The organism is Mucilaginibacter achroorhodeus (genome assembly GCF_007846095.1).
Classification (GTDB): Bacteria; Bacteroidota; Bacteroidia; order Sphingobacteriales; family Sphingobacteriaceae; genus Mucilaginibacter; species Mucilaginibacter achroorhodeus.
On the sequence record NZ_VOEI01000004.1, the window covers coordinates 347,267 to 370,644 of the forward strand.

At 43.9% G+C, this 23,378-nt stretch carries 20 protein-coding genes; 19 read left to right on the forward strand and 1 reads right to left on the reverse strand.

The window, feature by feature from the left end; all coding sequences use genetic code 11:
- Positions 1–60 precede the first annotated feature (60 nt).
- The 11 genes from FPZ42_RS13345 (at position 61) to FPZ42_RS13395 (ending at position 9,196) form a co-directional block, all read left to right on the forward strand.
- Positions 61–759, forward strand: a complete 699-nt coding sequence (locus tag FPZ42_RS13345) for an HAD family hydrolase (protein WP_146272139.1) — start codon at positions 61–63, stop codon at positions 757–759.
- 14 nt (positions 760–773) lie between these two features.
- Positions 774–1,622 carry a phosphoribosyltransferase family protein gene (locus FPZ42_RS13350; RefSeq protein WP_146272140.1) on the forward strand — a complete coding sequence of 283 codons (849 nt, stop codon included), beginning with the start codon at positions 774–776 and terminating at the stop codon, positions 1,620–1,622.
- Positions 1,612–2,166: a TerD family protein gene (locus FPZ42_RS13355; protein ID WP_146272141.1), complete on the forward strand. Its 555-nt coding sequence runs from the start codon at positions 1,612–1,614 to the stop codon at positions 2,164–2,166. Before FPZ42_RS13350 ends, FPZ42_RS13355 begins: the two co-directional genes overlap by 11 nt.
- 19 nt (positions 2,167–2,185) lie before the next feature.
- Positions 2,186–2,800, forward strand: a complete 615-nt coding sequence (locus tag FPZ42_RS13360; RefSeq protein ID WP_146272142.1) for a TerD family protein — start codon at positions 2,186–2,188, stop codon at positions 2,798–2,800.
- 112 nt (positions 2,801–2,912) lie between these two features.
- Complete coding sequence (locus FPZ42_RS13365; RefSeq protein WP_146272143.1) at positions 2,913–4,052, forward strand: toxic anion resistance protein; 1,140 nt, start codon at positions 2,913–2,915, stop codon at positions 4,050–4,052.
- A 7-nt stretch (positions 4,053–4,059) separates the two neighbouring features.
- Entirely contained in the window at positions 4,060–5,022 is a 963-nt protein-coding gene (locus FPZ42_RS13370) for a hypothetical protein (RefSeq protein ID WP_146272144.1), read from the forward strand.
- Positions 5,023–5,030: 8 nt separating this feature from the next.
- Positions 5,031–5,858 carry a TerC family protein gene (locus FPZ42_RS13375; RefSeq protein WP_146272145.1) on the forward strand — a complete coding sequence of 276 codons (828 nt, stop codon included), beginning with the start codon at positions 5,031–5,033 and terminating at the stop codon, positions 5,856–5,858.
- 4 nt (positions 5,859–5,862) lie between these two features.
- Positions 5,863–6,345 carry a phosphatidylglycerophosphatase A family protein gene (locus tag FPZ42_RS13380; protein ID WP_146272146.1) on the forward strand — a complete coding sequence of 161 codons (483 nt, stop codon included), beginning with the start codon at positions 5,863–5,865 and terminating at the stop codon, positions 6,343–6,345.
- 82 nt (positions 6,346–6,427) lie between these two features.
- Positions 6,428–7,705, forward strand: coding sequence for a sensor histidine kinase (locus FPZ42_RS13385; RefSeq protein ID WP_261382291.1), 1,278 nt, complete (start codon positions 6,428–6,430; stop codon positions 7,703–7,705).
- A gap of 64 nt (positions 7,706–7,769) precedes the next feature.
- On the forward strand, positions 7,770–8,150 hold the full coding sequence (locus FPZ42_RS13390) for a response regulator (protein ID WP_146272148.1): 381 nt from the start codon (positions 7,770–7,772) through the stop codon (positions 8,148–8,150).
- Positions 8,150–9,196 carry an adenylate/guanylate cyclase domain-containing protein gene (locus FPZ42_RS13395; RefSeq protein ID WP_146272149.1) on the forward strand — a complete coding sequence of 349 codons (1,047 nt, stop codon included), beginning with the start codon at positions 8,150–8,152 and terminating at the stop codon, positions 9,194–9,196. The genes FPZ42_RS13390 and FPZ42_RS13395 overlap by 1 nt, the downstream gene beginning before the upstream one ends.
- Positions 9,197–9,300: 104 nt before the next feature.
- Here FPZ42_RS13395 and FPZ42_RS13400 read toward each other — a convergent pair whose 3' ends face one another.
- Positions 9,301–10,761 carry a YitT family protein gene (locus FPZ42_RS13400; RefSeq protein ID WP_146272150.1) on the reverse strand — a complete coding sequence of 487 codons (1,461 nt, stop codon included), beginning with the start codon at positions 10,759–10,761 and terminating at the stop codon, positions 9,301–9,303.
- 172 nt (positions 10,762–10,933) lie between these two features.
- Here FPZ42_RS13400 and FPZ42_RS13405 point away from each other — a divergent pair, with 172 nt between their 5' ends.
- From FPZ42_RS13405 to FPZ42_RS13440, 8 genes are all read left to right on the forward strand, one after another.
- Positions 10,934–11,965 (forward strand): LLM class flavin-dependent oxidoreductase, encoded by a 1,032-nt coding sequence (locus FPZ42_RS13405; RefSeq protein WP_146272151.1) that lies wholly within the window; start codon positions 10,934–10,936, stop codon positions 11,963–11,965.
- A 153-nt stretch (positions 11,966–12,118) separates the two neighbouring features.
- Positions 12,119–13,495 (forward strand): serine/threonine protein kinase, encoded by a 1,377-nt coding sequence (locus FPZ42_RS13410; protein WP_146272152.1) that lies wholly within the window; start codon positions 12,119–12,121, stop codon positions 13,493–13,495.
- Between the two features lie 117 nt (positions 13,496–13,612).
- Entirely contained in the window at positions 13,613–14,575 is a 963-nt protein-coding gene (locus tag FPZ42_RS13415; RefSeq protein WP_146272153.1) for a hypothetical protein, read from the forward strand.
- 94 nt (positions 14,576–14,669) lie between these two features.
- Complete coding sequence (locus tag FPZ42_RS13420) at positions 14,670–16,130, forward strand: PP2C family protein-serine/threonine phosphatase (protein WP_146272154.1); 1,461 nt, start codon at positions 14,670–14,672, stop codon at positions 16,128–16,130.
- Positions 16,117–20,187, forward strand: a complete 4,071-nt coding sequence (locus FPZ42_RS13425) for an FtsW/RodA/SpoVE family cell cycle protein (protein ID WP_146272155.1) — start codon at positions 16,117–16,119, stop codon at positions 20,185–20,187. Before FPZ42_RS13420 ends, FPZ42_RS13425 begins: the two co-directional genes overlap by 14 nt.
- A gap of 154 nt (positions 20,188–20,341) precedes the next feature.
- A complete protein-coding gene (locus tag FPZ42_RS13430; RefSeq protein WP_146272156.1) occupies positions 20,342–21,133 on the forward strand; it encodes an FHA domain-containing protein in 792 nt (263 codons plus the stop codon).
- Positions 21,126–22,526, forward strand: coding sequence for a serine/threonine protein kinase (locus FPZ42_RS13435; RefSeq protein WP_146272157.1), 1,401 nt, complete (start codon positions 21,126–21,128; stop codon positions 22,524–22,526). The genes FPZ42_RS13430 and FPZ42_RS13435 overlap by 8 nt, the downstream gene beginning before the upstream one ends.
- 50 nt (positions 22,527–22,576) lie before the next feature.
- Positions 22,577–23,299, forward strand: a complete 723-nt coding sequence (locus FPZ42_RS13440) for a ThuA domain-containing protein (RefSeq protein ID WP_261382292.1) — start codon at positions 22,577–22,579, stop codon at positions 23,297–23,299.
- The last annotated feature ends 79 nt before the right edge of the window (positions 23,300–23,378 follow it).

Sequence of the window (23,378 nt, forward strand, 5' to 3'; positions counted from 1 at the left end):
TATATCTTGGGGTCTTGTTAAGCCTGTAAAAAGGCTTTTTACTGACACCTATTAAATCTAATGCCTTATTTTCAGCACTATTCGTTCGACTTGTGGTTAACGCTCATAAAATCAGACCCAAGGTTTAAGCCCGAGCGCGCTAAATATTTCCACCAACATTTTAATAAGGCAGATAAGTCTGTTGACGAGATAGCAACAATATTTCGGCAGGTTGACTTGATGTGCAATGCCGTGAACGAGAAGAGCGGTAAAAATATCGATGCCGACGAGATGTATCTGATGGTTATCCACCTGATCAATGGCGATAGACTTGATATTGATGAAGTGGATTATCAGCAACTGCATAACGATATGGAAGCGTTGCTTTTCAAATATCCCTCACAATTATATAGCGATGTAACATTTGAAGCCCTGAAAACTCTAAAAGAAAAAAGCGGAGCAACTTTTAGTTTGTTGAGCAACACAGGATACATCACCGGTAAAACATTGCGTAAGGTGCTTGCACTTTACCAACTGGATACTTTTTTTGATTTTCAGCTTTACTCTGATGAGGCAGGCATGTCAAAACCCAACCCTGAATTTTTTGAGGTTATGCTAAAGAATATCGACATCTGTAATATGGGTAAAGACATCCCGCGCAGCGGTATTTTGCATGTTGGTGATAACCCCAAGAATGATGTGGCCGCAGCCGAAGCAATGGGTTTAAAAGCAGCATTGATCAATTCCAATCAGCAAACAATTTTGAGTCTTGTTGGCTAATATATCTCACACCTATGAAAGCATTAACCTATTCATTACACCATATCAATAGCGAAACTCATTTCGGTTTCGAGGCGGCAGATTACAGTCGCTTTAAGTTTGGCGATGGCACGGTATCGCGCGATTTTGGCGTGGCGCTGGCCAACGGTTTTATTGAAGAGCATCTGGCGCGAGCCGAAAATATAAAACAGTTGGTGGTGATCTCCAGTCCGTATTCGTTTATCCCAACGGCTACTTTTGCCATGAAGAACTGGTTTGTATACACACTCAACCACTGGCTGGCAGAGAATGACTTACCCGTTGTTCAGGAAACCAAAGTACACCGCACCATCACCTATAAAGAAGATTACGGCGAGCTGGATGCAGAGCAACGGATGAAGTTGATAGGCAATGATAGCTTTCATATAGATAAGGCTTTTCTGGAAGGCAAGACATTGATTTTTCTGGATGATATCCGCATCACGGGTAGCCACGAGCGTATGATCATGAAAATGGTGGATGCTTACGGCTTAAAGAATGACATCTACATGCTTTACTTTGCCGAACTGGTGAACAGCAATATCCACCCTAATATTGAGAACTACCTCAACTACCACCAGGTAAAGTCAATATTTGACCTGCACAAGATCATTAACGATAGCAGTTTTTGCATCAACACAAGGTTGGTTAAGTATATCCTCAACTACGAGCATGACAAGTTCAGGGTATTTATTGAAGACCAATCGACAGCGTTTTTGGATGAGTTGTACAACATGGCTTTAGGCAATGGCTATCATACTATTGAAGCCTATCAGCAAAACCTTGGCTTTATAAAAAAACTTTTACTTTTAGATAATTATAAACTCGTACAATATGGCAATTAATCTGCAAAAGGGGCAGCGCGAAGCTATTGACGCTCCCAAATTCACTATAGGCCTGGGCTGGGACACCAATGCGTCGTCAACAGGCTCGGCTTTCGACTTAGATGCATCTGTATTTATCATGGGCGACAATAAGAAGTTGATAGCCGATGAGTATTTTGTTTTTTATAACAACTTAAAAAGCCCTGATGAAGCCGTTGAGCACACAGGCGATAACCTTACGGGCGCCGGTGACGGTGATGATGAGCAGATCAAAATAGATCTAACTAAAATTGATTCCCGCGTTACCGAGATCTGCATTGTGGTAACCATCCACGAGGCCGAGAGCCGCAGGCAGAATTTTGGGCAAGTGCGTAACTCGTTCGTTCGTATTTTTGACCCGGTTACCAATGCCGATATTCTGAAATATGAATTGGAAGAAGACTTTTCGATAGAGACTGCAGTTGAATTTGGCCGCATCTACAAACGCGATGGCAAATGGAAATTTGAAGCAGTTGGCGCAGGCATGAAAGGTGGCCTGCAGGATTACTTAAACAAATATAACTAATACCTTAAAACATAATATTATGGCAATTAACTTGCAAAAAGGTCAGCGTATATCGTTAGAAAAAGAGAATGGCAACAAACTGCAAAACGTTTGTGTAGGCATTAACTGGGGCGCTATTGAAAAGAAAGGTCTGTTTGGTTTTGGCTCAACAAAAGAAGCAGTTGACCTTGACGCCAGTTGCGCACTGTTTGATGAAAATAAGAAACTGATAGATGTGGTTTACTTTGGTCACCTAAAGTCAAAAGACGGCGCAATCCGCCATAGCGGTGATGACCTCACCGGCGACATGGGGGGTGATGACGGTTTGGATAATGAGGTAATTACGGTCGACCTGGGCGCTTTAGACCCGGCTGTAAAACACGTAGCCTTTGTATTAAATAGCTTCCGTGGTCATGATTTTGGTACCATTCCGTTCGCTTCTATCCGCATTTATGAAGGCACGCCTAAACGCGTTAACGAAGTGTTTGCAAAATATGACATTGCCCATGATGCAACCTTTAAAGGCCATGTGTCAATGGTAATGGGTATCTTCTACCAAAAGAACGGCGAATGGAAGTTCAATGCTCTTGGCGAACCAACCAAAGACCGCAAACTGGAAGAAACCGTAAATACTGTAATGCGAAATTTTTTGTAAAGAAAATAAAAATGCCTCACCTAAATCCTCTCCAAAGGAGAGGACTTTACAAAAGAGTTTGACAACCCTCTCCTTTGGAGAGGGAAGGGTGAGGCCTAAACCCAAAACAACCATGGAAACCAACTCAATTAACGACGGAGCTGAACTTACTAACCCTGCGCCAACACCCGCGCCGGGTAATGCAGCTACTCCGGTTAAATTAGATAAAGATGGTAATGTTGATCTATCCAACATTACTACTGCAGAAGTTGCCAAATACGGCGAGAAAAGCAAAGACTTAAATCCGTCTGATGTAAATTCTATCCTGAATTATGGCTCAGATCTTCAGCAGAACATGGAGCGTTATAGCAATAGCTTCCTGTCATCAGTACGCACATTTGACGCCGGCGAAGTAGGCACGCTGATAACCGATCTGCTGCACGAATTGAACTACATTGATGTTGATGAGCTTGACCAAAATGCTTTCGTCCGAGTATTATCGCGTATCCCGCTGATCCGCACTTTGGTAATGGATACAAAAAAGATCTTCGCCAAGTATGACCTTGTGGTGAACAACGTAGATAAGATCGTCAATAAAATAAAGGCCGGCAGGGTAAACTCGTTGAAAGATAATGCATCGTTGCAAACCATGTTTGATAACAATGTGGATTACATTAAGCAAATGGAAGAACTGATCATAGCCGGTCAGTTGAAATATAACGAGTTGAATGAGAAACTGGCAGTTATGGATGGCAATCCGTCAGGATATCAGGATTACGAAATTGCCGATCTTCGCGATTACGTTAACCGCTTGGATAAACGTCTGGCCGATCTTAAGGTTGTGCGTTTTATTATGCTGCAGTCTTTAGCACAGATCCGCGTGGTGCAAAACAACAATACCACTATTGCCGAAAAAGCGCAGTCAATTGTATCAACCACTATCCCCGTTTGGAAAAATCAGCTTACCTTAGCAGTTGCGCTAAACAGGCAAAAGGCCAATGTGGAGATGCAGAAAAAGGTATCGGACACCACCAATACCATTTTGCAGAAAAACGCTGAGTTGTTGAAGCAGAACAGTATTGATGTAGCAAGGGAAAATGAGAAAACCGTGGTTTCATTAGATACGCTGAAACGCACAACATCATCATTGATCGAAACCCTTAACGAGGTTAAACGTATCCATGATGAGGGTACACAAAACAGGAAGGTGCTGAATACTGAACTGCAGAATTTAGAGACCGAGCTGAAGAAGAACGTGACGAATACACGTTAACGTAAATATGGATGAGAACAGGTTAAATATATTAAATGCGTCTACCCGGATAATCAGCAAATTACACCTTCTTTCGGTTTTTTTTAATAACGATATCATTTATAAGATTTACCTGCGCACGCAAGTGCTTCACCAGCTTTTTCAAACCAACCCCGAACTTGACATTAACCAACTGGATATGTTTCATCTCCAGTTTACGCAAAGCCTGATAGACCTGCTGAAAACAATAAAAAAAGGCAATGAGGCTAATGCCGACCTGCTGCTCGACGAGGTTGCCCTCAATAACCAGCTTATCGAGCAAATGGAAGATTCGGCTTATACCGAACATACATTTGTAAATGATAAGCAAAGGCAGGCGCTAAAGATGAGCCAGTCGTTACGGAAGTTGTTCCAAGTATTGTCTGATAATCTATCAGATTATCCGTTTACAGGCAATATCAACAAATTCAGTTTACACTATTCTGCCGATTACTTTTTTAACGTATCAACAGATCTGGTTTATGATCTGCTGGCTTACACATCCGCAGAGGTTTACAGCAACGAGTATGCAACCATCGGGCGTAAACTAATGGGCACGCTTTGCAAGTATGACTTTAAGATAGAGTTTTACTGCGGCCTGCGTGCCAATGACCTGGTACTGGAGGTGTATAAGTTTGCTGATGTGAACAAGCATTTTATATTTTCGCCATTAAACAATGTGTTGCTCTTTTGCGATGTGTCCAAACTGGGTAACCTCGATCTGAAAAACACTGTATGCAAACGTGAACGGATGATGCGCGAGCTTCGTGATAAAAACATACAGCTAACAGGCAAGGCTGGTTTAATAAAAACCAACCTGCCGGATAACATCGCAGCCTTGCTGGCAGATAATTATAAAAAAATAGCTGACGTGAATTTCCTTGAGCATATTAATGCTTTTGACGTTCAGGCTAATATTTTGAAAACTATGTTAAACACAGACATTATTTAAACCCCCAAATGGATATTTTACACACGCTGCTTGGCGACGATATAAAAGCCGGCCTGCTTATCATTCTTAACCTAATTGTTATCGAAAGCCTTTTATCGGTAGATAATGCCGCTGTGCTGGCTACCATGGTGCTCGATCTGCCGAAAGAGCAACGCGCACGGGCTTTGCGCTATGGTATTATCGGAGCTTATGTGCTGCGTGGTTTGTGTTTGTTTTTAGCCGCATGGCTGGTAGAGATCTGGTGGTTAAAACCGTTGGGTGGCTTGTACCTGCTTTACCTGGCCTTTGATTATTTTAAAGGCAAGGCCTCTAAGAAGAATAATACAGAGGATGAAGGCGAAGAATCTGTTGACAAGAACAAGAACTGGCTGTACAAATCAACCGTTGGTTTAATAGGCAATTTTTGGGCAACCGTGGCGCTTGTAGAGTTAATGGACTTAGCTTTCTCGATTGACAATGTTTTCGCAGCCGTAGCTTTCACAGATCATAAATTTTTGATCTACACAGGGGTGTTTATAGGTATACTGGCTATGCGTTTTGTAGCACAGGCGTTTGTGAAACTGATGGAAAAATTCAGCTTCCTGGAAACCATAGCCTTTATCGTTATAGGTGTTTTAGGTATCAAGTTAACGGCATCGTTATATATACATTTTTATCCGGAATCTACAGTAGGTAAGTTCCTGGAGAGTGAAATAGCTGATGCCGCAGTGTCGATCTTCACGGTAGCGGTATTTGTTATTCCGGTGCTCACTTCTGTCTTTTTTAACTTCCCTAAAAAGAGTTTAAAAGAGCCTGAGGTTGCCGAGGAAGCTGAGCATGTAACCGGTAAAAAGTAATTGGATGAACAAGCTAATTGCATCTATTTTTGGCATTGGTTACGTCAAAGGCGGCGGTACGTTGGCCGCTTTGGTCACCTGCCCGTTCATTTACCTGTTATGGCTGCAGTCCTGGGCGGTAAACCCTATATGGCTGGTATTGGCAACCCTTATTGTTACGCTTTTAGGTATAAATGTAGGCAACAAGGTAGAGCCTTTTTGGGGTAAGGACAGTTATCGCGTGGTGATAGATGAGGTAGCGGGTATGATGGTGACCATGCTGTTTGTTCCTGCCAATATTTATTACTTGTTGATAGGCTTTGTATTGTTCCGCTTCTTCGATATTTTAAAGCCTTTGGGTATCCGTAAAATGGAAGCCTTAAAAGGTGGTACGGGAGTAATGATGGATGATGTGCTGGCAGGCGTTTATGGCAATATTGTTCTGCAGGTGATCGTGCATTTCTTACATCTGCATGGAAATGCTTCGTTAGATTTAAACATTAGGTAATTGGGTATAAATAAATGTTTACCTTAGGTTAAATTTAAACCGCACTATGTACGCTTTTCCATTTATTGCTATTTTCTTATTAATGATACGGCTTCGTAAGTCGTTGAAGTTTACAGATTATTTTTATAAATGGAATTTAAAGTTAAACCTCATAGGTTGGGGCGCGCTCGGCCTGATGATTATTCTTGGCAGTAGCGGCATAAATGATGAAGTAGCTGGCATTATTGGAGCGTTTTCTTTAGCCGGAGTATTATATTATCTTCATAAAGAACCAATATTTAAACCTTATGGTGTTCTCCTGAGGGCGCACTATCCTTTGGTCGTTGTAGCTCCTATAGTTGAACTGGTTTATCTTATAAGCGAAAGTTTTTATGATAAATATGATGATTTCTTTCAGTGTGCTTACGCCGTAGCCTTCGGTTACATCTATGTGAAAATAGCTACATCCAAAAAGCAATTGGATGAAATTGCCCGGATCAACCTTCGTAAAAATGAACTGGAAGCTATGGTTGCTGAGCGTACTGCAGAAATTACCAGCCAACGCAATGCGCTCGAAGAAACTGTAAAAGAGCTTAAAGCAACCCAAGCTCAATTGATCCAGCAGGAAAAACTGGCTTCGTTAGGTGAACTTACTGCGGGCATCGCCCACGAGATACAAAATCCACTGAACTTTGTAAATAATTTCTCGGAAGTAAGTATGGAACTTATAGACGAGATGGAAGCCGAAATTGCCAAAGGCGATATGGAAGAAGCGAATGCAATAGCTGCCGACATTAAGCAAAACCTGGAGAAGATACGCCACCATGGTAAACGGGCAGATGGTATTGTGAAGGGGATGTTGCAACATAGTCGTGCCAGCAGCAATATTAAGGAGCCAACCAACCTTAATACCATTGCTGATGAATATTTCCGGTTGGCCTATCATGGCTTAAGGGCAAAAGACAAATCATTTAATGCTGAATTGGTAAGCAACTTTGATGAGCACTTGCCTTTGGTAAATATGGTATCGCAGGATGTTGGCCGCGTATTGCTGAACATGTTCACCAACGCGTTCTATGCGGTGCATCAAAAACAAAAATCGGTAGGTGGGGATTTTAAACCGAAGGTAGAGGTCTCTACAAAGGTGTTGCCTGGAAACAATGTAGAGATTATCGTTCGTGATAATGGTACTGGTATACCCGATGCTATTAAAGATAAGATCATGCAGCCCTTTTTTACCACCAAGCCGGCAGGTGAGGGTACAGGTTTAGGCCTTTCATTAAGCTACGATATTATCGTGAAGGCGCATAAAGGCACTATCAACATAAACAGTAAAGAGGGCGAAGGCTCGGAGTTTATTATTACACTGCCAGTTGCCTGATCTTGATCAGCAGTTCATTAATTCGATTAAACAGCAATTATTTTAAATCAATAGTTACTTTCGCATGAAGATATTAGTAGTAGACGACGAGGAGGATGTGCAGCCGTTGTTTTTGCAGCGTTTCAGGAAAGAGATCCGCAATAATGAAATAGAACTTGACTTTGCCCACTCTGGCGAGGAAGCGCTTGAATACCTGAAAGAGAAACATTCTGAAGTTGTGCTAATTCTTTCGGATATCAACATGCCAGGCATGAGTGGTATAGAATTGTTGGGGCATATCCGTGAAGATTTTCCTATGCCGCCTCCACCGGTTGTGATGATGGTTACTGCCTACGGCGATGAGGAAAATTACAAGCAGGCAATGGAGAAAGGGGCGAATGATTTTCTTACAAAACCGCTTGATTTTAATTTGTTAAAAGAAAAACTAAAAACAATTAGCGAGTAATGGCTAAGATACTGGTAGTAGATGACGAAGCAGACCTGGAAGTACTGGTAAAACAGAAGTTTAGGCGCAAGATAAGGGAGAGTGAATACGAGTTTATCTTTGCGCAGAACGGGGCCGAAGCGCTTGAGCGTATAAAAGAACACCCTGATCTGGACATTATCCTTTCTGACATCAATATGCCGGTGATGGACGGCTTAACGCTGCTATCGCGCCTGCCGGAAGCTAACCCTACATTAAAGGCTGTTGTTGTATCTGCCTACGGCGACATGCAAAACATTCGCACCGCCATGAACCGTGGTGCGTTTGATTTTATTATGAAGCCGGTGGATTTTGATGATCTTGACCTTACCATGCAAAAGACCATTACGCACGTACGTCAGCTGCAGGAAACCCTTAAAGCTATCAAGGAAAATAACATCCTGAGGATGTACGTAGATGAAAACGTGCTCAATTTTATGACCCATAAGGAGGCTGAAAGCAGCCTCATGAAAAATGAGTTGCTTGAGGCCACTGTAATGTTCGTAGATGTTTGCGGCTTCACTGCCATTACTGAGCACGTTGCAGCAAACACCGTGGTAAACTTGCTGAACGGCTTGTTCGATAAAATTGTAAAGGAGATCATTAATCAAGGCGGCCACGTAGATAAATTTATGGGTGATGCTATTATGGCCGTATTTCGTGGAGAATATCATTTAGATAGGGCAATTGACACTGCCTTAGCCGTTAAGCAGCAATTAGCCAACGAGCCTGAAATAGATGCGGGCAACGGTAAGATCTTTAAACCCGAAATATCGGTAGGTATCAACTCGGGTGAGATGGTATCTGGTAATATTGGTTCAGCATCCTTAAAACGACTTGATTATACCGTAATAGGCGACTCTGTAAATCTTGCCCAACGCCTGCAAGGCATTGCCAAAGCCGGCCAGATCATCATCACTGAAGCCGTGTATGAAAAGGCGAAGGAATCTTTCCACTGCAAAGAAAACGGGGAATTTATGCTAAAAAATAAGGCTTTGCCGGTAAATACTTATGAGGTTGTGGAATAGGGTATTGAGTCAAAAGGCGAAATTAAAAAGTCAAAATTATCCCGTACGTCGCAATTACGCTTAGACTTTAGAGTTTAGATCTTAGCTTTTAGAATTCCTCAACATTAGTGTCTCGCTCTTCTCTTTAAAACACCACCAGCAGCTTCTTTAATGATACTGGTGAAGATAAAAGCCTTAGGATCGATATCGTGCACCATGTCCTTAAGTCGGCGTAGCTCCAGGCGGGTAACAACGGTGAACACGATATCCACGGGATGGTGAACATCAAAGTTTTCTTTCAAAAACCCACGCTCACCTTTATAAATGGTGATGCCGCGGCCCAACTGCATAACCAGCATTTCCTTTATAGCCTGGTTTTGGCCGGATATGATAGTAACGCCGGTGTATTCCTCCAAGCCTTCTATCACAAAGTTGATCATCCGCGATGCGGTGAAATAGGTGATAATAGAATATAACGAGGTGGTAAAGCCAACCTCAAAAGCCGCTATCAGGAAAATGATGATATTGATACCTAAAATGATCTCACTGATAGTGAAACTAATACGCTTACCCGTGTAAAGGGCCAATACTTCAATACCATCGAGGGCACAACCACCACGAATAGCCAGCCCGATACCCGTACCCATAAAAACGCCACCGAATATAGAAACCAGCAATTTATCGGATGTGATTTTATCTGGATAAGGAATATAAAGGATACAAAGGGCCAGGCCTATAATAGCCAAAAGTGTACGTATGGCAAAAGTTTTATTCACCTGGAACATCCCCATAACAATAAAGGGTATATTAGCCAGAATAATTACGTAGGCTATGTTAACGTGGTAAAGTTCGTGTATCAATAGAGAGATACCAGTTACGCCACCGTCAAAAAAAGCATTGGGGATCAAAAAGCTTTTAAGGGCAAAACCACAGAACAGGATACCCGCAATTGTGTAAATTGTGTCGGTAATGATTGATTTAGCAGTTGGCGCTGTACTCATTTCGGCAATAGGTGTTTGGTTTTGTAAAGCTCTTAAATTTTCTTGTTTTTTCGGCTCCTTGTTTTCAACAGATGCTTTGGTGAAATAACGGTGCTGCGTGAGAAAGGTAATTTGCAATGCATCCCAGGCTTTTTTATCGCTTATGCCACCTAACGCTTTCATCTCCAGGTAAAGTTTATTACCTGTGCTAATGAAATCCTCGCGGCCTAAATAATCCAGGTCAGCATCACAAATTATTTCTTCCAAATAGTCTTTGGGCTGTTGAGGCAATTGCGTTGCCATGATGGTGGCACAAATACGGTCTATCTCCTCACTGGTATAACCGAAATTTGGTAGAGCGTCCCGTGCTATATCGCATGAAGCTTTCTCGTGATCTTTAATTTGGTTAAGGTAACCGCTGTCATGATACAAAGCTGCAACTAACAATAAACGCTTATCTATTTCACTTAACTTTTCTTTTTCGGCAATGCTGGCAGCAGCGTTGTAGACATCCAGCGTATGATCAATATTGTGATAGTGAAAATGCGCCGGCAGCTCAGTTTTGAGTCGGTTTAAAATGTGCTGTCCCTCCGGGCTGTTGATCATGTTGCTAAGATATCAAATACTCCATGGATTTTGATTAACATAACCCGCATTGTCACCACTATGTCCCAGTGTACCCGCAACGTCATATAACATCAAAAGCAGTCTTACGGTGCTTTATTCACCGTAAATTTGTGGTAGACCTGTTTAAGACATTGCTATCAGGACATTAGTTATGAGTACAACAAAATTATCTGACATAAAATATTCTATTCTTGATCTGGCACCTGTGGTGCAGGGTGGCACACCCGGTACCAGTTTCAAATCAAGTCTTGAGGTTGCACAGTTAGCCGAAAAGGTTGGCTATACGCGCTATTGGTTTGCCGAACATCATAACATGATCAGTGTGGCCAGTTCTGCAACCTCTATATTGATAGGCTATGTTGCCGGCGGTACGTCAAAGATCCGTGTAGGATCCGGCGGTATCATGTTACCTAATCATGCGCCGTTGATCGTAGCCGAGCAATTTGGTACGCTGGAATCTCTCTATCCCGGCAGGATAGATCTTGGCCTCGGCCGAGCGCCCGGAACCGATCAGCTTACAGCTTTAGCTATCCGCGGCGAAAATTTTAACGCGGTACAAAATTTCCCTAAAGACATCTTAAGGTTGCAAACATTTTTCTCTGCTGATAATGCTAACAGCAAGGTAAGGGCCAATCCCGGCGAGGGCTTGGATATCCCTATCTGGGTACTGGGCTCAAGTACTGACAGTGCCAAAGTTGCCGCAGCTATGGGTTTACCTTATGCTTTTGCCAGCCATTTTGCACCCACTTATTTCAGGGAAGCGATAAAGATCTACCGGGATAATTTCCGACCGTCAGACCAGCTAAAAGAACCATACGTGATCTCGTGCATTAACGTAATTGCTGCAGATACCGACCCGGAAGCCGAGCGCCTGGCAACATCAATGAAACAGATGTTTTTAGGCGTTGTAACAGGCCGCAGACAGTTGCTTCCACCGCCCGTAAAAGACATGGATGCTATATGGTCGCCGTACGAAGAGGAGGCCGTAATGCAGATGCTGGCTTACTCGTTTGTTGGCAGTGCGGAGACAATAAAAAATAAGCTGGGAAGTTTTATTGAAGAGACTGGTGTTGATGAGGTAATGGCAACTTCGCCCATATTTGATCATCAATCGCGCATGTACTCAGTAAAGTTATTTGCCGATGTTATTCGTAAATCGGCATATGCGCCTTTAAACCAGTAGGTTTAAATGTGTTGTGTTGCCCGTTACTTGTAAAAGTGACGGGCTTTTTTGTGGGCTAAATTTTAATCCATTTAAAATTATCACAACAAAATGGTGTGATAAAATGTACATTAGTCTGTAAATTGCCATTACCTATACGGAAAATATCTATCCATGAGCAAAGTTTTTACCATAACCGAAGGACTTGAAAATTTAGGTGCCATGAGCACAGGCGGACAGGGTTCCGTTTATAAAGGCCGGCGTATGGGGCCTGTGCTTACCGCTATTAAGTTGATGCCAACGCCGATACTTAATGAGAGCGATGATGACCGCAATTACCGCAACTTTAAAAACGAGGTTACAAAACTGCAGAAGGTAAATGAGGAGCCTAACCCCAATGTGGTTAAGATACTTAGCTGGGGGCTTACGGATAGCGGATCTTTCCCTTTCATAGAGATGGAATACATAGATGGCCCCGATCTGTGTGAATTATTGAAAGAGCCTCATGATAAAATATTTATGCTTAAGGAGGCCATACGCGTGGCCGACCAGCTTTCAAGCGCTCTTGCACATTGCCATAGGATTGGGGTAAAGCATGGCGATGTAAAAAGCAACAACGTAAAATATAACGTACATACCGGCAACTACGTGCTCTTGGATTTTGGCCTTGCCGTGATGACCGAGGAGCAGCGCCGTACAAGCATCAGGCATGCCGGTGCCGTGGAGTTTATGGCACCAGAGCAGCACGAAGGTAAGATGCTGCTGGAGACCGATATCTATAGCTACGGCATCATACTTTATGAGTTGCTTACCGGCGAGGTGCCTTTCCCATCAAAAGGGCATGGCGATAGCGCACGTAACCAGGTGATGCTGGCACACATCGAATCGCCTGTTCCTGATCTGCTGAATGCACGCCGCGCGGCCTTGCCTGCATCCTGGAGCGATGAGAAAAAAGCGCAGGAGATGCAGGTACCGCAGTGGTTGCTAAAAATTATTGATAAATGCTTGCAGAAAGATCCGGACAGGCGGTTTAAGAACGGCACAGAATTGCATGACGCCATCGTCCGTGGTAGTTTGGCTGCTGCAGATAGCCACGATTTTAACGGTGGACTAAGCAATGCTGCCCTACGCAGCGAGAACGAACGTTTGCATAACCTTTTGTTGCAATACCAGCAAACCGGCCCGCCGCCTCAACCGGCTTATGAAGAGCCGGTAGACGATGAATCGCGCGTGTCGCTTTCCAAGCCATACTATTATACGTTAATAGTATTAATAGTGTTGTTTATGGGTTTTTCAGTCTATGCAACTTTCCTTAAAAAGCAGGGGCAAAGCAAGCAAGCAAGTGAAGATACGATACAAAACAAGCCCGACACAGGCGGTGTTGATTACGGTTCAAAGTATCCGCAAAGCCAAAGTGCCCAGCCAGATACGATGCCGGCTAAGCGAGATACCCCGGTTGTAAGAAAGCCGGTTACAGAACCACAAAGGCCATCAACAGACAGCGTAAACAATCAGCAGCAGGATACCACCGTAACACAGCCCGAACAGTAAAACATCTGTTTACTAAATGTGTTCAATGAAACTATAGCAAAATATTAAAGATCGGTAAGTTTTTCAACGGCTTGTTCATCTTTTAAATTTCGACTTTTAACTTTTGAATTAACCTTAATGGCATCTACACCTAACTTTTGGCAACGCATTGGTATACAAGATTGGTTTCTTACTAACGAGACCACCGAAAAGGCTAAGGCAAACGCCCTCACGCCAGATACTGTTTACAGCTACATCGTAGAAAAATTTAGGGAATCTATTAAACAGCTATCATTTGCTGATAGGGTGGTGTTTTATCATGAGTTCATCATCAGCTTTAACCCTGATGATTACAAAGAATTTATTGCTGATAAACAAGGCATATTCGGCCTCATAGTTCAGGAAACGGTAGAGAAATTCTACGAGATATTAAAAGAGTACCGTGATGCAGGCAAAACGGTAAAGCCATCCGGCTCTAAATGGGTTTTCAGGCTGGTATCGCACCCGGATTATGCCCGCGGCGATAAAGGTTTTATTGGCAAGCTGTTACCTGATAATAATGAGCCAATAAAAGAGCAGAACCTGCGGGTAACTTTCATACCCCGTCAAACCGGTATTGCCCAAACTTTTGATGTTAGCCAGGATGTGCTAAAAGGCTTTAATTATTACAGCGAGGGTTATTTTGAAATACCTTACGAGGATAACCTGCAAGCTGCTGAAGAAGAGAAAAAAGCATCTACCAAGTCGCCAAAAGATAGCATTGCCAAACTGGAAACTATCATTCCCGATCAGCAATTTGCCGGTAAAAAAGTTGAATACCTGATGAAAGACGATGAGATCATTGTATCAGGCAGCGAGGAGACGCGCGAAGACTCAAACATATTCACCATACCGTCTGATTGGGTTAATGCCCCGCATTTGCAGCTTAAATATAACCGTTCTGATGGTAAATTTTACCTGGCATCATTCGGAGAGATGACCACACTTAATGAGGTTAAAGTAGAGCGAAGTGACATCAACTCGCCCAAATGGGTTGAGTTACCGGTTAACTCGCGAATGCTGCTTAACGGCATTATAGGTTTAAACCTGTTTAAAGCATAATCAATGTCACAAATATTATCCATAGGCTTATTGGTAATTGGCGGGCTAATGCTGCTCACCCACTTTGCTGATATTAAAAGATCAGGTAAACGCAATGGCTGAAAACTATTTTGGACAAACCGATACCGGCAGGGTACGCAGCAACAACGAAGATACCTTTGTTGCCCGCAAAGTAATGCATGACAAGTATGTGCTTGCTGCAGTAATTGATGGCGTTGGCGGATACAATGGCGGCGAAGTTGCTGCCGAGATTGCGCAGACCGTTTTTACAGAACAGCTTAGTAAGCCACAGGCCAATATCATCGAAGGAATGATTGAGGCCTTTAAGCAGGCAAGCCGGGATATAGCTGCAAAAAAAGCGGAAGATAAAGCGTTGGAAAGCATGGCTTGCGTAGCCACAATGGCCATAGCAGATATCGAAAATAACCGCTTTTATTATGCTCACGTAGGGGATACCCGTTTATACTTGCTGCGCGATCAATCATTAGTTAAAATCTCAAAAGACCACTCTTTTGTTGGGTTTTTAGAGGATAGTGGCAGGCTGACTGAAGATGCCGCCATGAACCACCCAAAGCGTAATGAGATAAATAAAGCCTTAGGGTTTAGCAACCAAGTAGAGACGGATGATAGCTTTGTGGAAACCGGCGATTCTCCATTTTTGCCGGGGGATCTGCTTTTGCTTTGCAGCGATGGCCTAACCGATCTGGTAGACAAAGAGGGTATTCTATCGATACTAACTTTAAACGCTTCCTTACAAGAAAAAGCCCGTGAGCTTATCACCGCTGCCAATAACAACGGCGGGCGCGATAATGTAACCGTTGTATTAGTTCATAATGATAAACCCCGCTATCAGCCGCAGGCAGTGGCGCCGGTAACCAACCAGGTAAAACGAGCAGAGGAGCCCGAGGAGAATAAAGAAAGAACAAATCACGAAGCTATTAAACCATCCACAACAAAAACTGAACCTCAGATGCGTAAAAGCGGAAACAGCGGGTTAACCGTAATATTAGGGCTATTGTGCCTGTTGTTTTTAGGAAGCACAGTTTGGCTGTTTATGAAAGGGCAAACACCTGCAAAGGTGACAAAGCCAATTGCCGATACCGCAAAGCTGCGTAATGATAACGAAGTGAAGCTACAAGATGCCATAGATGCCTTTAAAGGTGATACACTTGTATTAACGGATACGGCTTTTAAACAACCGGTAATGTTAACCGATACCTTGCACATAGATAAGGATACGCTTTATTTAAAAACCAAGGGCAATTTTGTTTTGCAGCGCGATACGGCTTATCATGGCCCTGCATTGGCTTTAGGCGGCAAAGCCAAAGTTATTGTAATTGAAAACCTAAAGTTTAAAGACTTTGATGTAGCAGTTGAATTTGCTAATAATGGCTTGTCGTTAGTGAATGTGCAGTTCAGCAATTGCCGTTTGCCGGTGCGCAACAACTATGTGTTTGCGCAGGACAAAAACATCACGGCAAGTTTTCCTATGATCATTACAAACACCAATACTGCTAAACCTAAAACCACTGCAAAAGCAAATGGAGGCAGATAAAGTGCAACAACCCGGCCGGTGGACCGAGCGCATTTTCATTGTACTGTTAACGGCATTATTTGTATGTTTTTTCCTGCGTTTACACACCGTTTTGCAAACCCGCTTTACTGATGTAGATCAACGCTTGCAAGACGGCACCATGATAAACCTTAGTGCCGGCGACCCGGCAGGTCAGCTCAAGCGCCTGCTTACTAAAGGCTATTACTTTGAAGATAATAAGGATATTGACCTTATCACTTCAACTGTTGCCAATGCAACAGATAATCACCTGCAGATTGATAATATCGGTGAGCTTAATAAACGTAAATATTTTATTGTTGCCGATGATGCCTTTGCACAGGGTGGCAAATCTTTTAAAAGCAGGGTAGAAGCTTCAAGGGCTTTACTGGGATACACCGGCGCGGATTCGTTGTTATTTGTAAGCGAGAAATCTAACCCAAGGCAGGTGCCTCAAAGTACCGATCTTGAGATGGGCAGCGGAACTATCGCTGCAAACATCGTAAGTAAAGAACAACCCGTTGACGGTGTATTGGTACGGCTGCAGATGATATTGCCGCAGGATAGTATTTATAACGATGAGGAAATAGAAGAAATTAAACGTACACGTGAAAATGGCAACGGTTTCACAAAGGTATTTACACCTGATAGCGCCGGAAGGCCGCATCTGCAGGAATTAATTGCTTACGCACGCACCAATGAGCAAGGCGTTGCGCAGTTTACGCATCTGCCAAACGGCAAAGCGTTTAAAGTATTGCCTTTGCAGCCCGGTTACCAGTTTGGCACATCGCAGGGTGTGCAGGAACTGGATGATGATGCCACTTTCGCTTTTAACCAGCAGCCGCATACCATTCGCTTGTTCTCAACCCGCGATTTTAATATCCTTAAAAAAGAAAAATCATTAACCATACGTACTGTTGACGATTTTAATCACTGGTTTTATATTATAGTCGGTAGCTTTTTAGGTGCTTTCTTGGTGGTACACATTGTATTGTCAATAGGCTTCAGAAGTGCCGATCAACTGATCCTGCCGGTTATCATGACTCTAACAGGATTATCATTTATTACCTTACTCAGCTTACAGGATCCTCTCCGAGATCGTTTCCTGGCTAAGGATATGCTATTCTACTTAGGTATTGGGTTGGTTGCCATGCTGGTGATGCTGTTTTTCAGCCTCCGCCGTTTTACACCCGATTCTTGGGTGTACCGGATGCTGGTGTTTAAACAGAACACGGCGGCAGCAAATGGCTGGCCTTGGGTAGCCTTAGCGGCAACTTTACTGGCGCTTACCATCAAGTTTGGTACCGGGCCCGAGGGTAGCGGCGTAAAGGTTAACTTATTTGGCTTTCAACCGAGCGAGATCGTAAAATATTTGATCATCCTTTTCCTGGCCGGTTTCTTTGCGGCCAACGAAAAGCTCATCAGCGAGTACACCAGTTGGAATAAACGCTGGCAGTTTTTCTCTTTCGCGCTGATAGCCATACTTGTAACGTTGTTCCTGTTCCTTATCCTGGGCGACCTTGGGCCGGCAATGGTGGTACTTTTTACGTTTATTGTTTTGTTCTCGTTTTCGCGCGGCGATTTCATGTTCATGGCGATAGCCGTTGTGCTGTATGTGCTGGTAAGCTGGTTTGTAAAAAACGTTTGGCTTGCCGCGCTTATTACCGCTGCTGCAGTTTCGTTAATGATGCTGTTCAACCGCCGATCGTTAAGCGAATCGGCCATTATGGTGCTGGTTATCATGGCAGCGTTTGTTACGATAGACCAAGTGCCTTTATTAGGTAAGTTATTCCCTGGTCCGGTACAACGTCTGGTAGACCGTAAAGCCATTTGGCAGGATGCCTGGAATAACGAAGTTTATGGTGGCGACCAGGTAGCGAACGGGCTTTGGGCTATGTCCAGCGGTGGTGTTGCAGGTCAGGGCGTGGGCGAAGGCTTTGCCAAAACTATCCCTGAGGCGCATACCGATATGATATTACCATCTATGAGTGAAGAGTTCGGGTGGACGGGCATGACCTGTATTTTCATCCTTTTCCTGCTCTACCTGCATCGATCCATCATCATTGGCCGGCGAACGGGTACACCATTTTTGTTTTACTTGTGTGCGGGCATAGGGGTATCAACCTTTGTGCAGTTCTTGCTAATTGCAGGTGGTTCCACAGGAGCGTTACCGCTATCCGGCGTATCGTTGCCGTTTGAAAGTTACGGTGGTTCATCATTGGTGGCTAACTTGCTGGCATCAGGATTTTTACTATCGGCTTCAAAGGTTAGAGGTACGCCTGTGCAAATGAATTATATTTCGCAGCAACAGGACAAAAACCTGGTTCCGGCACTTATGGCAGCCTTAAGTGGTGTGGTGCTGTTGTCGGTTAGTGTATCAAGATATTCATTCAATAACAAAAAATGGGTGGTTAAGCCATCATTGGTGGCCGATAAAAGCGGCGCAAGGATGTTTAGCTACAACCCGCGCATTGCCATATTAATGAACCGACTGGAGGCCGGTAACCTTTATGATCGTGATGGCGTTCTATTGGCAACCAGCGATCCTAACCTGGTGAAGCAACAGCATCGTAAACTGGTGCTTGCCGGTGCGGCTGATTACAATATTGATTCGGCTATGCACAAGCGTTTGGATAGGTATTATCCTTTTGATGATAAAATGTTCTTTTGGATAGGCGATGCCAACACCGGCGTTTTCAACGGCAGCCCTAACGGCTACTTCGCGGAGTATGAACATGCTGCAGAACTGCGAGGTTTCCAAATGCCTACAGAGAAATTTAACGTAACCGCTAATCGGTATCGAGAAGATAGGTTTCTGGCAAGGGGCGTTAAGGAAATGACAGTCGTAAAACGAGATTACAGCGCCATTGCGCCTTTATTACTTGCGGGCATTAACAGTAAGGAAGTTGAAGCCTTTAAAAAGCGAAACCGTGATGTTAGGCTTACCATGGATGCGCAGTTGCAAACCGAAATAGAAAATTCAATAGCTCAGGATACATCGTTACTGGATAACCGGGTATCGGTAGTGGTAATGGAATCTAATACAGGAGATGTACTTACATCGGCTACTTATCCATTACCACCTGTACATGATTGGGAAAAGCTGACCATGAGCTATGCCGACCAAAATCAACTTGCCGGCTGGATGACCACACAAGATCTTGGTTTTACTTTGGCAACGCAACCTGGTTCAACGGCAAAGCTGGCAACTTCTATTGCATCGTTCAATAAACTGGGTGTGGCCGCGGCTAACCGCAAATTTAACGTGGCCAGCTATGAGCGTATCCGTACCAAAGGTTTGGAGCCCGATGAAACCGGTGTAATTACGTTGGAGCGTGCTGTTGCAAAATCAAACAACGTTTACTTCATCAAGCTGGCTAACGAGGAGCACCTGCAGGAAAATATGGCAACCGTTTATCTAAAGACCGGTATGTTCTTACACGGCGTTGGTGGTTATTATTACGGCCGCGATAAAGAGAATGCCCAGCAGGAAGAAAAGTGGCGCGAGCTTTGGCGTAAAACGGAGTTCAATATTAAGCCGCGATACAATCCAAATAACATTCGTAAAACAAGGGCCAAAGGCATCTCAGGTATGGCCTGGGGCCAGGGCGAGCTGATAGCCACCCCGGCCGCTGTTGCCCGCATGGCCGCCGGTATTGCCAATAATGGCACCATGCCGCAAAACCGTTATGTACTTAAAGTAAGCGATTCTGCAACGAAGGTAAAACCGGGTATTAAGCTGATGAACGATCCGCGCTATGCAGAGCTGATGCGCCATTACATGATAGAACAAAGCGCTCCTAAAGTATATACGCTGGGCCTTGCGGTTGCCGGTAAAACCGGTACGCCGGAACGCATCTGGAAAGGCGAGCAGATAAACGATGGCTGGTACGTATTCTTCGCGCCCAAGGCAAACGGAGCTGGCAATATGGTAGTTTGCGTGAGGATAGAATCAACCAAGGGCTCATCTGATGCGGTAAAACTTGCAGGGCGGCATGTAATACCGTTCCTGAAAGAAAAAGGCTACATTAAAAGCATTACAGACCAAACAACTGAATAATGCGTTGGTTTATGGTAGTAAGTGCAATGCCGTATGCCAGTGCGGGGTTTGATGATGGTAGAAGTAAACATTAAGCCGTTATTTTATTAGCGAGATATTTAGGATTAAGGTCAGTAAAGCACTTAAATTTAGATTCATTACTTTACAGGATAGGATGTTCAATTTTTTTAAAAGCGATAAGGCGGACCGGCCTTCTGATGTTAAAGGTATACGGTACGAACTGCTTCAATTTATTAAACAGGAGTTGCAGAAAGCAGAAGGTGGCGAAGGTGGCAACATCCGCGGCTTAAACTTGTACATCAACGCCCCAGCGGCAGATAAATCGCTTTACGAGGCTGCGGTGCATACCGAAGAACCGGAAGTTTTTAAAGACGAAGTACAGCGGATTGCCGATGACTATGCAGTAAACCTTCCTCAGAACTGGCAACTGGATGTGATATTTGACGAGGAACTGCCGGCAGAAGCGGTGCCCGCTAAAACTGTAGACGCTGCATTTTTTATTAAAACCGGCAGCAACTTCATCAAACAATCTGCCTCTGCCTACATCCGCGTTTTGGGTGGAGAGGCGGAACAGAAAGCGTATCACATCCAATCCGGTAAAGACAAGATCAATATCGGTAGGGATAAAAAAGCACAGGCCGATGATGGCTTTTTCCGCACTAACCATATCGCATTCCCCAGTGATGCAGCCGATGAGGCGAACAAGTATGTAAGTCGCCAGCATGCACACATCGAGTGGAGCGATGAGGCCGGGAAGTTTTATATTTATGCAGATGAGGGTGGTATCCCGCCGAGGAATAAAATAAAGATCCGTTCAGAAAAAAGTGAGGACGTGATCAAACTAAGCTCTACCCATATTGGTCATCAATTGCTGGAAGGCGACCAGATCATATTAGGTCAGTCGGCAGTTTTGGAGTTTAGCTATCAACCAGCAGGCAATGAGTAAAGTATTTACCATAACTGAAGGATTAGAGAATCTGGGTGCGTTACGCACAGGCGGGCAGGGATCGGTGTATAAAGGCCGGCGCATGGGGCCAATGATCACCGCGGTGAAGATATTACCCACGCCTGTTTACGCAGAAAACACCGAAGACCGCAATTACCGCAACTTCATTAACGAGGTTGGCAAACTGCAAAAGGTTAATGAGGTGCCTAATCCCAATGTGGTTAAGATCTTGAGCTCGGGTATAACAGAAAGCGGATCGTTGCCATATATTGAGATGGAGTATATTGATGGCCCCGATCTGTGTGATCTACTACAACCACCCAATGATCGCGTATTTACTATCAAAGAAACTATTCGCCTTGCTTACCAGTTGGCTGGGGCTTTAGCACATTGCCATAAGATAGGCATCAAGCATGGCGATGTTAAAAGCAATAACGTTAAGTACAATGCCCAAACCGGCAATTACATACTGATAGATTTTGGATTGGCCATCCTTACCGATGAGGAGCGCCGTACCAGCATCAGGCATGCCGGGGCTATAGAATTTATGGCACCAGAGCAAACAGATGGCATGATGTTGCCGCAATCTGATGTTTATGCTTATGGGATCATCTTATATGAAATGCTCACCGGCACTGTGCCGTTCCCACTTACAGGCAACGGTGAAACCGCCCGCAACAACGTGCGCATGGCCCACCTTGAATCACCTGTGCCAGATCTGCGTATTATGCGTCAGAACAATCTGCCCCGCACCTGGACAGAAGAAAAGCGCGATCAGGAAATGCAGTTGCCACGCTGGTTGTTGGCCATTATAGATAAATGCCTGCAAAAGCAGCCCGAAGACCGCTACGCAAGTGGTGTGGAATTATTGGACGCTGTTGTTGAAGCCAATTTCTCCGGGGAAAGTAAAGCTGGAAACGCTGCGATACTTGCTGAGAACGAACGCTTAAGAAAGCTTGTTGAGCAGTTTGAAAAAGAGGACGCTGAAAAGAACCGGCAACTGGCCGCACTGCAAACCCTTGCAAAAGAAACAGGCGCTCATTTTAACGGTAACAAAGGGATGTACGAGCGCAACCGGGCAACCATTATTATGCCGCGAAAAATGCTTGGCGCTATTATAACCGTTGGGCTTATATTCGTAGCTATATCGTTATATGCATTCTTTAAGAGTCCTGCCGGTAACAGCAATGTAGTGTACGTACCCGCTGTAAACTATTTGCGGCCACCGTATATACCTAAACAGTATAATTATGATAGTGTTGCCCTCGCCAGACAAGCCCAGCTTGCATCAAAAAAGAGAGTTTGGAAAGCTAAAAAAGTCTGGGCTGATTCTGTAAAGGTGGCACCACCGGTCAAGAAGAAAAAACGTAAGAAGTTCCTGGGGATTTTCTGATACTACAATACTTTAAGATGAGATCACTGTTTTTATCGTGCTTGATTTTGATGAATTTCGCATGTTTTGCACAACACAAATCTTTCAAAGTACTGGCAATTTATGAGAACGGTGGTCATCACGTTGAATACTCTAAAAGAGCAAAGGTGTGGCTAAACCAACTTGCTGCCAAACGTGGTTTTACGGTTGATTACATCGTGAATACCAATAACATCGATTCTGCTTATCTCAGCAAATATAATCTGTTTATCCAGTTAGATTATCCGCCTTACGGTTGGAAGGAGAAAGCGGTAAAGGCTTTTGAACAGTATATTAATAGCGGCAGGGGAGGTTGGATAGGTTTTCATCACGCTACGCTTTTAGGAGAGTTTGATGGGTTCCCGATGTGGGAGTGGTTTTACCACTTTATGGGCGATATTAAATTCAAAGATTACATCGCCACCTTTGCATCAGGCGAGGTTAAGATTGAAGACAGCCAACACCCGGTAATGCGCGGCATCCCCGCTAAATTCTTAATAAAACAGGAGGAGTGGTACACTTACGATAAAAGCCCACGGCCAAATGTTAAGGTACTTGCCAGCGTTGATGAGAATACCTATCAACCTAACGGCAATATCAAAATGGCCGATCACCCCGTTGTATGGACAAACCCTAAGTACAAAGCCCGGAATGTTTACATTTTTATGGGACATTCGCCCAGGCTGTTTGATAATCCGGCTTATACCAAATTGTTCACCAATGCCATTTTCTGGGCGGTTGGAGGGAAGTTGTAATTCTTGAGTCTAAAGTCCTAAGTCTTTCTATTAACAAATAGTAAACTTCACTTAGGACTTTCGACTAAAGGCTTTGCAC